This is a genomic window from Mesorhizobium sp. M0243 (genome assembly GCF_040321775.1).
In the GTDB taxonomy this organism is placed as follows: Bacteria; Pseudomonadota; Alphaproteobacteria; order Rhizobiales; family Rhizobiaceae; genus Mesorhizobium.
Map to the genome: position 1 here is coordinate 339644 of NZ_JAMYSF010000002.1, position 12615 is coordinate 352258.

14 protein-coding genes are annotated in these 12615 nt (G+C 63.3%); 12 read left to right on the forward strand and 2 right to left on the reverse strand.

Annotated features, from left to right (window positions below; all coding sequences use genetic code 11):
* The first annotated feature begins 40 nt into the window (after positions 1-40).
* The 4 genes from NKJ11_RS03685 to NKJ11_RS03700 are packed head-to-tail and all read left to right on the forward strand — an operon-like array spanning position 41 to position 3449.
* On the forward strand, positions 41-778 hold the full coding sequence (locus NKJ11_RS03685) for an ATP-binding cassette domain-containing protein (RefSeq protein WP_352440084.1): 738 nt from the start codon (positions 41-43) through the stop codon (positions 776-778).
* Entirely contained in the window at positions 771-1529 is a 759-nt protein-coding gene (locus tag NKJ11_RS03690; protein ID WP_023808860.1) for an ATP-binding cassette domain-containing protein, read from the forward strand. The genes NKJ11_RS03685 and NKJ11_RS03690 overlap by 8 nt, the downstream gene beginning before the upstream one ends.
* On the forward strand, positions 1526-2476 hold the full coding sequence (locus NKJ11_RS03695; RefSeq protein ID WP_023808861.1) for an ABC transporter permease: 951 nt from the start codon (positions 1526-1528) through the stop codon (positions 2474-2476). The genes NKJ11_RS03690 and NKJ11_RS03695 overlap by 4 nt, the downstream gene beginning before the upstream one ends.
* A 1-nt stretch (position 2477) precedes the next feature.
* Positions 2478-3449, forward strand: a complete 972-nt coding sequence (locus NKJ11_RS03700; RefSeq protein ID WP_023808862.1) for an ABC transporter permease — start codon at positions 2478-2480, stop codon at positions 3447-3449.
* 9 nt (positions 3450-3458) lie between these two features.
* Here the strand turns inward: NKJ11_RS03700 and NKJ11_RS03705 are convergent, their stop codons facing one another.
* Both NKJ11_RS03705 and NKJ11_RS03710 read right to left on the reverse strand, forming a co-directional pair.
* Entirely contained in the window at positions 3459-4298 is an 840-nt protein-coding gene (locus tag NKJ11_RS03705) for an amidohydrolase family protein (RefSeq protein ID WP_352609312.1), read from the reverse strand.
* A 65-nt stretch (positions 4299-4363) separates the two neighbouring features.
* A complete protein-coding gene (locus NKJ11_RS03710) occupies positions 4364-5149 on the reverse strand; it encodes an IclR family transcriptional regulator (RefSeq protein ID WP_023808863.1) in 786 nt (261 codons plus the stop codon).
* A gap of 169 nt (positions 5150-5318) precedes the next feature.
* Here NKJ11_RS03710 and NKJ11_RS03715 point away from each other — a divergent pair, with 169 nt between their 5' ends.
* The 8 genes from NKJ11_RS03715 (at position 5319) to NKJ11_RS03750 (ending at position 12614) form a co-directional block, all read left to right on the forward strand.
* Complete coding sequence (locus NKJ11_RS03715; protein WP_023808864.1) at positions 5319-6638, forward strand: ABC transporter substrate-binding protein; 1320 nt, start codon at positions 5319-5321, stop codon at positions 6636-6638.
* Positions 6639-6771: 133 nt separating this feature from the next.
* Entirely contained in the window at positions 6772-7668 is an 897-nt protein-coding gene (locus NKJ11_RS03720) for a carbohydrate ABC transporter permease (protein ID WP_023808865.1), read from the forward strand.
* The gene (locus NKJ11_RS03725) at positions 7668-8534 is read left to right on the forward strand and encodes a carbohydrate ABC transporter permease (protein ID WP_023808866.1); all 867 of its coding nucleotides are present in this window, start codon (positions 7668-7670) and stop codon (positions 8532-8534) included. Before NKJ11_RS03720 ends, NKJ11_RS03725 begins: the two co-directional genes overlap by 1 nt.
* Positions 8535-8538: 4 nt before the next feature.
* A complete protein-coding gene (locus tag NKJ11_RS03730; RefSeq protein ID WP_023808867.1) occupies positions 8539-9636 on the forward strand; it encodes an ABC transporter ATP-binding protein in 1098 nt (365 codons plus the stop codon).
* A 5-nt stretch (positions 9637-9641) separates the two neighbouring features.
* Positions 9642-10754: a mandelate racemase/muconate lactonizing enzyme family protein gene (locus NKJ11_RS03735; RefSeq protein ID WP_023808868.1), complete on the forward strand. Its 1113-nt coding sequence runs from the start codon at positions 9642-9644 to the stop codon at positions 10752-10754.
* A 9-nt stretch (positions 10755-10763) separates the two neighbouring features.
* Positions 10764-11093, forward strand: a complete 330-nt coding sequence (locus NKJ11_RS03740; protein ID WP_023808869.1) for an L-rhamnose mutarotase — start codon at positions 10764-10766, stop codon at positions 11091-11093.
* Positions 11086-12162 carry a Gfo/Idh/MocA family protein gene (locus tag NKJ11_RS03745; protein WP_352792714.1) on the forward strand — a complete coding sequence of 359 codons (1077 nt, stop codon included), beginning with the start codon at positions 11086-11088 and terminating at the stop codon, positions 12160-12162. Before NKJ11_RS03740 ends, NKJ11_RS03745 begins: the two co-directional genes overlap by 8 nt.
* The gene (locus tag NKJ11_RS03750) at positions 12162-12614 is read left to right on the forward strand and encodes a MaoC/PaaZ C-terminal domain-containing protein (RefSeq protein ID WP_128302349.1); all 453 of its coding nucleotides are present in this window, start codon (positions 12162-12164) and stop codon (positions 12612-12614) included. Before NKJ11_RS03745 ends, NKJ11_RS03750 begins: the two co-directional genes overlap by 1 nt.
* Position 12615: the final 1 nt, after the last annotated feature.

Below are 12615 nucleotides of genomic sequence, written 5' to 3' on the forward strand. Positions count from 1 at the left end.
CTCCTTTCAGGGAGCCGGCCTGCCAGCATCGAAACGCGACATGCTTGAAATCAAAACCATATCCAAACGCTATGGCGAGACGATCGCGCTCGCGGACGCATCGATCGCGTTTCGGGCGGGAACCATCCACACCATCCTGGGCGAGAACGGTTCGGGCAAGAGCACGATGGTCAAGCTGCTGTCCGGCATCGTCCAGCCGGACAATGGCGCGATCCTGCTGCACGGCAAGCCGTTTTCGGGTGCCAAGCCCTCGGCCTTCCAGGCGCAAGGTTTTGCCACGGTGTTCCAGGAGGTGCTGATCGCGCCGGACTGCAGCGTCATCGATAACATCCTGCTCGGCCTCGACGGGCTGGTCCGGCGCGCTGTTCCCCGCAACGAGCGCCGTGACCGGGCGAAAGCCGCGCTGAAGCGCTTCGCGGTTACCGACGTCCCCCTCGACAAGCCAGCCGGCCTGCTGCCGCTTGCCGCGCAGCAATTGGTCGTTCTCGCCCGCGCGATCGTGCGCAACCCAAAGATCCTGATCCTCGACGAGGTCACCGCCGCGCTCGACTTCGCCGATCGCGAATCCGTCTTTTCCCTGATGCGCGCGCTGGCCGGCGAAGGCTGCCTGATCCTGTTCATCACCCACCGCATGGACGAGGTGATGTCGCTGTCGGATCGCATCTCGATCCTGCGCGGCGGCAGCGTCGTGCGCACCGAGGAGCGCGGCGCTTCGACGCCGGCTGAACTTCTCAAGGCGATGGCGCCACGCACGGCGGCGGAGCTGCAGCATGGCTGATCGCGCCGCCCTCGATTTTGGTGGTCTTGCCGTTCGGGACCTTGTCATCGCGCCCGGCGCCAGCCCGATCACGCAGGCAATCGCTCCGGGTGAGATCGTCGGGCTTGCCGGTCTCGATGGTCATGGCCAGGAGCTGTTTCTCAAGATGCTTGCCGGCCTGGAACCGCCCCATGGCGGCTCGATCGAACTCGGTTCATCGGATGCCTCCCGAAAGATTACCGGGTTTCGCAAGGCTGTCGCCAGCGGCATCGCCTATTTGCCGCGCGACCGACGCGCCAACGGCATTTTCCCGACACAGTCGGTGCTCGACAATTTCGCCGTCTCGACCTTGTCGCGCGACACGCGGCTCGGGCTAATCAGCCCGTCGGCACGCAAGGCGCGCTACGACTTCTATCGCGAAAAACTCTCGATAGTGGCGCCCCGGCCCGATGCGCCGATCACCACTCTTTCGGGCGGCAACCAGCAGAAGGTGCTGTTGGCGCGTGCCTTGGCGCTGGAGCCCGCGATCCTGCTCCTCAACGATCCGACGCGTGGCGTCGACGTGGCGACGCGGCATGTGCTCTACGACGTGTTTCGCGGGCTGGCGTCCGACGGCATGGGGCTCGTCATCCTATCCAGTGAAATCGAGGAGATTCTTCTCCTGTGCCAGCGCGTGCTGGTGTTCCGTGAGAATGAAGTCGCGGCCGAGATCTCTGGCGACGCGCTCACCACCGACAGCGTGATATCAGCCATGTTCGGACGTGCGGCATGAACCCTGTTGCGCGCCTCCTGTCCCTTGGGCGAAATTTCGGCTTCGCGGTGGTGCTGCTGGTCGTGCTGCTTGCGATCAATCTTATCCTCAGCCCCGGGCGGTTCCAGCCGGGTTCCTGGGGCGCGCTGGTCGGATTGGCGGCGCCCTTGATCGGTGCGGCCATTGCGTCCACGCCTGTCATCCTCGCCGGGCGTGGCGGAATCGACATCTCGGTCGGGCCATTGATGGGCTTCGTCAACGCTTTGACGATCCAGGTGCTGTTCCTCGGCACCGGCATCTCATCGCCCCCGGTGCTCGTTCCGGCTGCATTGCTCGTCGGGGCGCTGGTGGGTGCTGCGAACGGCTTTCTGGCGACAATCGTGCGCATTCAGCCGATCGTCGCGACGCTCGGCACCTATCTGATCCTCACCGGCGTGACGTTAACAATCCTGCCGGCGCCGATCGGTCCCGCACCGGCCTGGCTCAAGGCACTGTCCGGTCCGCTGTCGATGCTGCCGCTGGCGGCGATGTTCATCGTCTGGTGGCTGGTGCGGCGCACCCCTTACTACGACCAGCTTATGGCGGTGGGCAGCGACGACCGTGCCGCCTACACCGCCGGCGTCGATGTCACGCGCGTGCGCTTCATCGCCTATATCATGACCGGCATCCTTGGCGGCTGCGCCGGATTGATGCTGACCGCGCTGATCGGCTCCGCCGATCCGAACATCGGGCCAACTTACACACTGATCGCCATCGCCGCGGTAGCGCTCGGCGGCGTCAGCCTTGCAGGCGGCCGTGGTGGGGTGGCGGGTGCCGCCATCGGCGCCATCGACATCTTCCTGCTGCAAAGCGTGCTGACGACGTTCAACGTCTCGACCTTCGTGCTGCAGATCGCCTACGGCGCGATCCTGGTGCTGGCCGTGATGCTGACAGCGCTGCAGGAACGTCTTGCTATGGGGAGACGCTGACATGGTTTTGCGCCAAAACCTCTTCGCCACAACCAACGCTCGCGTCGTCGGCGCCTTCTGCGTCGCCGCCCTTCTGCATCTCGCCGGCACGATCCTCATTCCTGGCTACTCCGCGCCGTTTGCCATACGCGCCATGCTGGTGCTCGCCTCGCTGCTCGCCGTGGCCTCGATCGGGCAGACGCTGGTCGTCATCATGGGCGGCATCGACCTGTCGATCCCTTTCGTCATTGGCTTTGCCAATGTCGTGGCGGCGCAGCTTTATGGCGATGGCTGGCATTTTGTCCTGGTCTGCGGCCTCGTCGGCGTACTGGCGATCATCATCGGCGGGCTGAACGGGCTGATCTCGCGCAGCCTCGACATCCAGCCGCTCATCGTCACGCTCGGCATCGGCATGGTCGTGCAAGGGCTGGTGCTGTTGTGGACGGCGGGTTTCCCGTCAGGCTCCGCACCGCAAGCGGTATCCAGCTTCGTCTCGATCGGCGGATCGGCCGGACCGCTGCCGGTGCCGTGGCTGGTGCCGAGCCTTGTCGTGCTGGCGGCACTCGTCGTCCTGGTGCTGGAGCGAACGCCCTATGGCCGCCGGCTTTACGCGCTGGGCAGCAATCCGGGCGCGGCGCCGCTGGCGCTGATTGACCCGGTTCGCATGTGGGTCATCACCTATGCGGCAAGCGCTTTCTTCGCCGCCGTGGCAGGAGTGCTGCTGCTCGGCTTCACCGGTTCGGCCTATGGCGATGTCGGCCAGCCCTATCTGTTCCAGACCATCGCAGCCGTTGTCGTAGGAGGTGCAGCACTTGTCGGCGGCCGGGGAAGCTATCTCGGCACGATCGCCGGCGTGCTGGTGCTGACCGAGATCAACACGCTGCTGATCGGCCTCGGCTTCCAGCCCGCAGCGGTGCAGGCCGCGCTCGGCTTCGTCATCGTGCTGCTGGTTTCGCTCTATGGCCGCGAACGGCACGTCTCGACAACCATCTGAAAGGACCAGTCAGTCGAGCCGCCACAGCTTGCGGGCATTGCCGGACAACAGCCTGTCGCGCTCGGAGATGCTGCAGCCCGAGAGCAGTGCATGGGTCGCCGCCACCCAGGTCGACAGACCGCCGCCTAGCGTGCAGACCGGCCAGTCGCTGCCCCAGACGACACGGTCCCAGCCGAATGAATTGATGGTGTGCTCGACGTACGGCCGCAACGTCTCAACCGTCCAGCTGCCGGCATCGGCATAGGCGACGACACCGGAGATTTTGGCCATGACATTCGGGCGCCGGGCGATGTCGCTCATATGCTCGCGCCATGGATGTTCGCTCTTGCCTTTGATGTCGGGGACGCCGCAATGGTCGAGGACGAACGTCACATCGGGTGCCAGGTCGGCAAGCACGATCGCCCTGGGGATCTGGTGCGGCAGCACGACGAGATCGAAGGTCAGGCCGGTGCCGCCAAGCCGCTTTATGCTGGCGCGAAACACCGCACCTTCCGAGAGCTCGTCGGGCACGACGTGGAGGACGCGGCGAAAGCCTTTTACGAACGGGTTTGCCCGCTGCCGTTCGAGATAGGCCGCGAAGTCCCCTTCCTCAGGACGGCAGGACGCGATCACCCCGGCCAGCATGCTGCTGGGCTGCCGTGACAGGCCTTCGACCCGAGCGGTTTCAGCCTCGATGTCGGCCGCATCGACATCGACCTCCATATGCAGCACGCGCTCGACGCCGACACGCTGCGCCTCCACGGCGTAGTCCTCATAGGAGAAATCGCGGTTGAGCGCCGGCACGCCGGCGAGCCAGGGATAGCGCAGGGCCGAGCGATCGATGAGATGCAGATGGGTATCGATGATCATGGTGAGGCTCCTCCCTCTGGCTTTTCAAATCATCTCACGGGGGAATTCTTCATTCAAATAAGAATTCACACCGATGAGCCTACTGCTGATCCAGCAAGGTGCGACAGCTTTTCACACGTTGCCAGCAACAGTTCGATCGTCCTGGTGATGTCGGGCGCGGAAGGCGCGTTGACCACCGTGATGTAGGGAATCGACAGCGCGGCGATCGCCTTGCCGTCGGAACTGCGCACCGGGGCGGACAGGTTGAAGACGCCGGCTGTCTGCATCGAGGCCATCATCTCGTAGCCACGGTCGCGGATCTGGTCGAGACGGGTGAAGAACTCGGTCGATTGCGCCGTCTTGTCGGTGCTGCGGACGTGTTCGGAAATCATCATCTGGCGCTCTTCCGGTGAGCGGAAAGCGAGCAGCACATGTCCCGAGCCGGTGTCGAACAGACTGATATGGGAGCCGACCCGGATCGATATGCCCCAGTAGTTCGGTGCTTCTTGCTGGCCGATGACGACGGCAGAACCGCGATCAAAAACAACGAGTTGGTTGGCCTGCTGCGATGTCTCGGCAAGCTCACGCATCAGCGGCGTCGCATAGGAGACCAGCCGCCGAACCGGCGCGTGCAACTGTGCCAGACCGAACAGCTTGAGCGTCAGCGAATAGCGGTCGCCGTCGAGCCTGGTGACATAGCCGCGCCGCACCAGCCGGTCGAGCATACGGTAGAATTCGTTGGGGCTGCGGTCGAGTTTCTTGGCGATTTCTGCCTGGGTCAGGCCGCCGTCGACGCCCGCCAGCAGTTCAAGGATATCGAGCCCCTTGTCGAGCGCCGGCGCGCGATAGCGCTCGTCTTCGCTGTCGTCCATGGGCTCATCCTCCAGTGAATTTCACCCTTCATATATGCAGGAACGTGCGCGGCGGAAACAAATTTCGCCTTGACGTGTCTATGAATGTTTTGTTTGTATATGAATGTAGCACTTCTTGTCATCAGACGAGTTGCGGTCGCCGCGGAGGCGGCACCAAGGGAGGATACAGATGAACAGACTGCTGTCCGGCGTGTGCGCCGGTGCATTGTTGCTCGCGTCAGGTGCGGGCGCTGCCCTTGCCGGCGACCTGCCCGGCAAGTTCGAAGGCGTGACCGTCGACGTGAAGCTGATCGGCGGCCAGCAATATGAAAAGCTCTACGAGCGCATTCCCGAATGGGAGAAGGCGACCGGCGCCAAGGTCAACATCCTGACCAAGAAGAACGGCTTCGACATCGACAAGGAGCTCAAGTCCGACATCGCCTCGGGCAGCACCAACTGGTGCGTCGGCTGGAACCATTCGTCCTTTGCGCCGCAATATACGGGCCTTTACACCGACCTCAGCAAATTGCTGCCCAAGGAAGAGATCGACGCTTTCGTGCCGTCGACGATCACGTCCGCAACCATCGACGGCAAGCTGGAGATGCTGCCGCGTGCGCAGTTCGACGTTTCGGCGCTCTACTACCAGAAGAGCCTGTACGAGAACGCCGACAACAAGACCAAGTTCAAGGCGAAGTACGGCTATGATTTGGTGCCGCCGGACACCTGGAAGGAAGTGACCGACCAGGCCCAGTTCTTCGCCAACCCACCCAATTTCTACGGCACGCAGTTCGCCGGCAAGGAAGAGGCGATCAACGGCCGCTTCTACGAGATGGTTGTCGCTGAAGGCGGCGAGTATCTCGACAAGGACGGCAAGCTGGTCTTCAATTCCGAGGCCGGCATCCGGGCGCTCGACTGGTTCGTCAACCTCTACAAGGCCAAGGCCGTACCGGCCGGAACCACCAACTATCTCTGGGACGATCTCGGCCAGGGCTTTGCGTCCGGCACCGTCGCCATCAACCTGGACTGGCCGGGCTGGGCTGGCTTCTTCAACGATCCGAAGTCGTCGAAGGTCGCCGGCAATGTCGGCGTGAAAGTCGCGCCGAAGGGCTCGTCCGGCAAACGCACCGGCTGGTCGGGTTTCCATGGCTTCTCGGTGACCGAGAATTGCCCCAACAAGGAGGCCGCGGCTTCCCTGGTGTGGTGGCTGACCAACGAAGACAGCCAGAAGCTCGAGGCCGCCGCAGGCCCGCTGCCGACCCGCACCGCGGTGTGGGACTGGGATTTGAAGCAGGCCGAAAACGATCCTTACAAGAAGGAGGTTCTTACCGCCTTCCAGGAAGAGGCCAAGCACGCGTTTGCCGTGCCGCAGACGCCTGAATGGATCGAGATCTCGAACGCCGTCTATCCCGAATTGCAGGCGGCGATCCTCGGTGACAAGACCTCCAAGCAGGCACTGGACGATGCGGCCGCCAAGGCGACGCAAATCCTCCAGGACGCCGGCAAGCTCTAGAAACGGGCTCCCAAGGCTGCCTCCCCCATCGGAAATGGGGGAGGCGATCGTGTTTCGCGGCCAGCGATTTACGCTAACCCATCGCCCCCGGCCCACTCACGGCCGTCCAAATGCAAACACCTCAAGGATTCTGATGAAGGGCTTCAAGCCATCCGCGCCATTCCTGCTGCTGCTTCCGGCCATGATCGTGCTGGCGGCGGTTGTCGTTGTGCCGTTGCTGTTGTCCCTTTACTCCAGCTTCACGCCGTTCCGCCTGACGCGGCCCGAAACGTTCTACGTCTTCATCGGCATCCGGAACTATCTTTCGATCCTGTCCAACACTGATTTCTGGTGGGCGTTCGGTCGCACGGTGCTGCTGCTGACCATCGCGCTCAATCTCGAAATGCTGCTTGGCCTTGGGCTTGCCATGCTGGTCGAGAAAGCGACACGCGGCCAGCGCATCCTGCGCACGCTGATGATGTTTCCGATGATGTTTTCGCCGATCCTGGTCGGCTTTCAGTTCAAGTTTATGTTCAACGACAATATCGGCCTGGTGAACAATGCGCTGCAGTCGCTCGGCATCACGCAAGACGCCATACCGTGGCTGATCGAGGGCCATCTCGCCTTCATCGCCATCTCGATCGCCGAGATCTGGTCGTCGACGGCGATCTTCGCCATCCTGATCCTCGCCGGCCTGCTCGCCATGCCCAAGGAGCCGATCGAGGCGGCGCGGGTCGACGGCTGCACGCCGTGGCAGACATTCCGCTATGTGACGTGGCCGTTCGTCATGCCTTTCGCGTACATCGCCATGACCATTCGCTCGCTCGACGTCGCGCGCGCCTATGACATCGTCAAGATCATGACCGATGGCGGACCGGCGGGCCGCACCGAACTGCTATGGACCCTGGTGGCCCGCACCGCCTACAGCGACGGGCGCATGGGCATGGCCAACGCCATGGCCTATTTCTCGATCCTGCTGTCGATCGCCTTCACTGTCTACTTCTTCAACAAGCTCGCCGCGGCGCGCACGCAGATCGGTGCGGAGTGGTGATGGACGAGAATTCTTCCGCCCGCCTGAAGCGCCGGCTGCTGGGCGTCGTCTATCGCATCGGCCTGTTCCTGGCGATGCTGACCATCTGCCTGCCGGGCCTGTGGATCGTCATCTCGTCGCTGCGGCCGGCGGTCGAGATCATGGCCAAGCCACCGGTGTGGATCCCTCAGGAGATCTCGTTCGACGCTTATGTCGCCATGTTCTCAGGCATCGGCAAGGGCGGCATCCCTGTCATCGAATATTTCCGCAACTCGCTGATCATCTCGGTGACCTCGACAGTCATTGCGGTGGCCATCGGCATGGCCGGCGGCTATGCCTTCGCGCGCTACCGCTTCCGCGGCAAATCCAGCGTCTTCCTCAGCCTGATGCTGACGCGCACCGTGCCGGGCATTGCGCTCTCGCTACCGCTGTTCTTCCTCTATGTGCGGCTTGGCATCATCGACACGCATTTCGGGCTGATCCTTGCCTATGTCGCGCTCAACGTGCCGTTCACCATCTGGCTGATCGACGGCTTCTTCCGCCAGGTGCCCAAGGACCTCGCGGAGGCGGCGCAGATCGATGGCTGCACGCGCTGGCAGGCGTTCTGGCAGGTCGAGTTCCCGCTTGCCGGACCGGGCATCGCTTCGGCCGCCATCTTCGCCTTCCTGACCTGCTGGAACGAGTTCGCGCTGGCCTCGCAGCTGACCCGCTCGGTGAGCGCCAAGACGCTGCCGGTCGGCCTGCTCGATTACACGGCCGAGTTCACCATCGATTGGCGTGGCATGTGCGCGCTGGCCGTGGTGATGATCATTCCGGCGCTCACCCTCACCTACGTCGTCCAGAAACACCTTGTCGGCGGCCTGACCTCCGGCGCGGTGAAAGGCTGATACCATGGCAACCGTTACCCTCACCAAGCTGACCAAGCGCTACGGCAACATCGGGATCGTGCACGGCATCGATCTCGACATCGCCGACCGCGAATTCATCGCGCTGGTCGGCCCGTCCGGCTGCGGCAAGTCGACGACGCTGCGCATGATCGCCGGGCTGGAAGAGATCAGTGCCGGCTCGATCGAGATCGGCGGGCGCGTCGTCAACGACCTGCCGCCGCGCTCGCGCAACATCTCGATGGTGTTCCAGTCCTATGCGCTCTATCCGCACATGACGGTGCGCGAGAATCTCGGCTTCTCGCTGAAGATCGCCGGTGCCGCCAAGGAAGACATGGACCGCCGTGTCGCCGAGGCCTCGGCCATTCTTGGCCTCGACACACTGCTGGACCGACGCCCCTCGCAACTCTCCGGCGGTCAGCGCCAGCGCGTCGCCATGGGCCGCGCCATCGTGCGCGATCCTGACGTCTTCCTGTTCGACGAGCCGCTTTCCAATCTCGACGCCAAATTACGCACGCAGATGCGCACCGAGATCAAGAAGCTTCATGCCAAGGTGCAATCGACGGTGATCTACGTCACCCATGATCAGGTCGAGGCGATGACGCTTGCCGACCGCATCGTCATCATGCGCGACGGCCATATCGAACAAGTCGGCACGCCCGACGAGGTGTTCCGGCAGCCGGCGACGCGCTTCGTCGCAGGCTTCATCGGCTCGCCGCCGATGAACCTGCATGAAGCCACGATCGATGATGGCCAGATGGTTTTCGCCAGCGGCGAAAAGCTGCCGCTGCCCGCCCAGTTCAAGACCAACGTCGCCACCGGCGACAAGGTCGTGTTCGGGCTGCGGCCGGACGACATCTATCCGACCGGCCATGGCATCAGCTCCGGTGGTGCGGCCGATGTCCACCAGATCGAACTGCCGATCACGGTCACCGAACCGCTCGGCAACGAGACACTGGTGTTCGTCGAATTCAACGGTACGGACTGGGTGTCGCGCATGCTGAACCCGAGGCCACTGCGGCCGGGCGAGCGGGTCGCCATGAGCCTCGACATGTCGCAGGCGCACCTGTTTGCCACCGAGACCGGAAAGACATTGCGGAGCTGATCGGCATGGCCAAAATTGAGAAAGTCGACCTTCGGATGGTGGACCTTGTGCCCAAGGTCAAGCGCACCGACGCCATCCAGAGCTTCGTCAGCCAGGAAACGCCTATCGTCACCATCACCGATTCCGACGGTGCGGTCGGCACCGGCTACAGCTACACGATCGGCACCGGCGGCTCGTCGGTGATGCGGCTTTTGTCCGACCATCTGGTGCCGCGCCTGATCGGCCGCGACCCCGACATGATCGAGGCAATCTGGCACGATCTCGAATTCGCCACGCATGCCACGACCATCGGCGCCATCACCGCCATCGCCATCGCGGCCATCGATACAGCACTGTGGGACCTACGGGCAAAGAAGCAGAACCTGCCTTTGTGGAAGCTGGCCGGCGGCGCCAAGGACCGCTGCCCGCTGTACACGACCGAAGGCGGCTGGCTGCACATCGAGACGCAGGCGCTGGTCGACGATGCGCTGGCCGCCAAGGCCAAGGGCTTTCGCGGCTCGAAGGTGAAGATCGGCAGGCCGCACGGCTCGGAAGATCTGGCGCGCCTGTCGGCGGTGCGCAAGGCGGTCGGCGACGGCTACGAGATCATGACCGACGCCAATCAGGGCTTTTCGGTCGACGAGGCGATCCGGCGCGCGGCAAGATTACGCGACCTCGACCTCGCCTGGATCGAGGAGCCACTGCCGGCCGACGACATTGACGGGCATGTGCGGTTGTCGAACTCGACGCCGACGCCGATTGCCATCGGCGAGTCGCTCTACTCCATTCGCCATTTTCGCGAGTACATGCAGAAAGGCGCCTGCTCGATCGTGCAGGTCGATGTCGGCCGCATCGGCGGCATCACGCCCTGGCTCAAGATCGCGCACGCGGCGGAGGCCTTCGACATTCCGGTCTGCCCGCATTTCCTGATGGAGCTGCATGTCAGCCTGACCTGCGCTGTTCAGAACGGCCGATATGTCGAGTACATTCCGCAACTCGACCAGTTGACCGGCAAGCGCCTCCGCATCGAGGATGGCCAGGCGCTGGCGCCCGACGAACCCGGCATCGGCATCGATTGGGACTGGGACGCGGTCAAGGCCATGAGCATCGCCGAATTCACCACGGCGATCACGAAATAGGAGAATGATATGCAGCGGATGGGAATGGTTCTGGGGCTGAAGCCGGAAAAGGTCGAGGAGTATGTCCGCCTCCATGCCGCCGTCTGGCCCGACGTGCTGGCCATGATCTCCGCCTGCAACATCAAGAACTACTCGATCTACCTGAAGCGGCCGGAGAACGTGCTGTTCAGCACCTTCGAATACCACGGCAGCGACTACGAGGCCGACATGGCGAAGATGGCGGCCGATCCGAAGACGCAGGAATGGTGGGCGGTCTGCATGCCGTGCCAGGAGCCGCTGGCGACGCGCAAAGAGGGCGAGTGGTGGGCCGAGATGGATGAGGTCTTCCATCATGACTGAAGGCGGTTTCGACCCTGCCTTGCTCGTTCAATCCTGGCCAAAACCCTCCAAGCCCCGGCAGATCGTCACCTTCGGCGCCGGATCGATCGTCGGCGACGCGCATTTCCCGGCCTACCGGAAGGCCGGCTTTCCGGTTGCCGGGCTTTATGATCCTGATCATACCAGGGCCGAAAAGCTGGCCAGCCAATGGGGCGTGACGGCCTTTGGGTCGGTCGAAGAAGCTGCTGCCGTCGAGGGCGCGATCTTCGACCTTGCCACCCCGCCGTCGCGTCATGCCGATGTGCTGAAGTCCTTGCCTGATGGCGCGGTGGCGCTGATCCAGAAGCCGATGGGCAGCAATCTTGCCGAGGCGACCGCGATCCTCGAGATCTGCCGCGCCCGGAAGCTGCACGCAGCGGTGAACTTCCAATTGCGCTTCGCGCCGATGATGCTGGCGCTCCAAGATGCCGTCGGCAAGGGCTGGCTCGGCGAGATCGTCGACTTCGATGCCTGGCTGGCGCTGGCGACACCGTGGCAGCTTTGGGAATTCCTGCTCAAGGCGCCGCGCGTCGAGATCGCCATGCATTCGATCCACTATCTCGACCTGATCAGGCAATTGCTCGGCGACCACAAGGGCGTGCACGCTAAGACGCTCGGCCATCCCAATCATGCCGTGGCGCAGACGCGCACCAGCGCCATTCTCGACTATGGCAACACCATGCGCTGCGCGCTGTCGATCAACCACGACCACAAGTTCGGCCGCCGGCACCAAGCCTGCGAGTTCCGCATCTGCGGCACCGAGGGAGCAGCCTATCTCAAGTTGGGTCTCAACCTCGATTATCCCACAGGTGAGCCGGATGTGCTGGAAATCTATCCGAAAGGCGGGACGGACTGGATCGCAGTGCCCTTGGCCGGCGAGTGGTTTCCCGACGCCTTCGTCGGCCGCATGGCCAATGTCCAGCGTTTTGCCACCGGAGAAGATGCTACGCTGATCAGCCCGGTCGAGGACGCGTGGAGCACGATGGCGCTGGTCGAGGCGGCGTATCAGTCGAGTGCGGCACCGGCGACGCCGATTGCGGAAAGACCCTGATGGAACGGATTCAGTATTTCGAAGACTATGAGATTGGCGCGTCGCGCCTGACCAGCGGCCGCACCATCACCGAGACCGACTTCATCGTCCATGCCGGCCACACCGGCGATTTCTTCCCGCACCACATGGACGCCGAGTTCATGAAGACGACGCCATTCGGCCAGCGCATCGCGCACGGCACGCTGGTGTTCTCGGTCGGCATCGGGCTGACGGCAACCGTCATCAATCCTGTTGCCTTTTCCTATGGCTATGACCGGCTGCGCTTCATCAAGCCGGTGTTCATCGGCGACACGATCCGGACGCGCACGACAATTACGGCCAGGGAAGACGACCCGAAGAGGCCGGGGGCGGGACGGGTGATCGAACGCTGCGAGGTGATCAACCAGCGCGGCGAAGTGGTGCTGGCGGCCGACCACATCTACATCGTCGAACGCAGGCCGGCGCAGGGCTGAA

Excerpts from the sequence above, each read along its gene's own strand:
- NKJ11_RS03750 (WP_128302349.1), top strand. The coding sequence starts at position 12,162 with ATGGAACGGATTCAGTATTTCGAAGACTATGAGATTGGCGCGTCGCGC.
- NKJ11_RS03745 (WP_352792714.1), top strand. The coding sequence starts at position 11,086 with ATGACTGAAGGCGGTTTCGACCCTGCCTTGCTCGTTCAATCCTGGCCA.
- NKJ11_RS03725 (WP_023808866.1), top strand. The coding sequence starts at position 7,668 with ATGGACGAGAATTCTTCCGCCCGCCTGAAGCGCCGGCTGCTGGGCGTC.
- NKJ11_RS03690 (WP_023808860.1), top strand. The coding sequence starts at position 771 with ATGGCTGATCGCGCCGCCCTCGATTTTGGTGGTCTTGCCGTTCGGGAC.
- NKJ11_RS03695 (WP_023808861.1), top strand. The coding sequence starts at position 1,526 with ATGAACCCTGTTGCGCGCCTCCTGTCCCTTGGGCGAAATTTCGGCTTC.
- NKJ11_RS03705 (WP_352609312.1), bottom strand. The coding sequence starts at position 4,298 with ATGATCATCGATACCCATCTGCATCTCATCGATCGCTCGGCCCTGCGC.
- NKJ11_RS03710 (WP_023808863.1), bottom strand. The coding sequence starts at position 5,149 with ATGGACGACAGCGAAGACGAGCGCTATCGCGCGCCGGCGCTCGACAAG.
- NKJ11_RS03730 (WP_023808867.1), top strand. The coding sequence starts at position 8,539 with ATGGCAACCGTTACCCTCACCAAGCTGACCAAGCGCTACGGCAACATC.
- NKJ11_RS03700 (WP_023808862.1), top strand. The coding sequence starts at position 2,478 with ATGGTTTTGCGCCAAAACCTCTTCGCCACAACCAACGCTCGCGTCGTC.
- NKJ11_RS03735 (WP_023808868.1), top strand. The coding sequence starts at position 9,642 with ATGGCCAAAATTGAGAAAGTCGACCTTCGGATGGTGGACCTTGTGCCC.
- NKJ11_RS03685 (WP_352440084.1), top strand. The coding sequence starts at position 41 with ATGCTTGAAATCAAAACCATATCCAAACGCTATGGCGAGACGATCGCG.
- NKJ11_RS03720 (WP_023808865.1), top strand. The coding sequence starts at position 6,772 with ATGAAGGGCTTCAAGCCATCCGCGCCATTCCTGCTGCTGCTTCCGGCC.
- NKJ11_RS03715 (WP_023808864.1), top strand. The coding sequence starts at position 5,319 with ATGAACAGACTGCTGTCCGGCGTGTGCGCCGGTGCATTGTTGCTCGCG.
- NKJ11_RS03740 (WP_023808869.1), top strand. The coding sequence starts at position 10,764 with ATGCAGCGGATGGGAATGGTTCTGGGGCTGAAGCCGGAAAAGGTCGAG.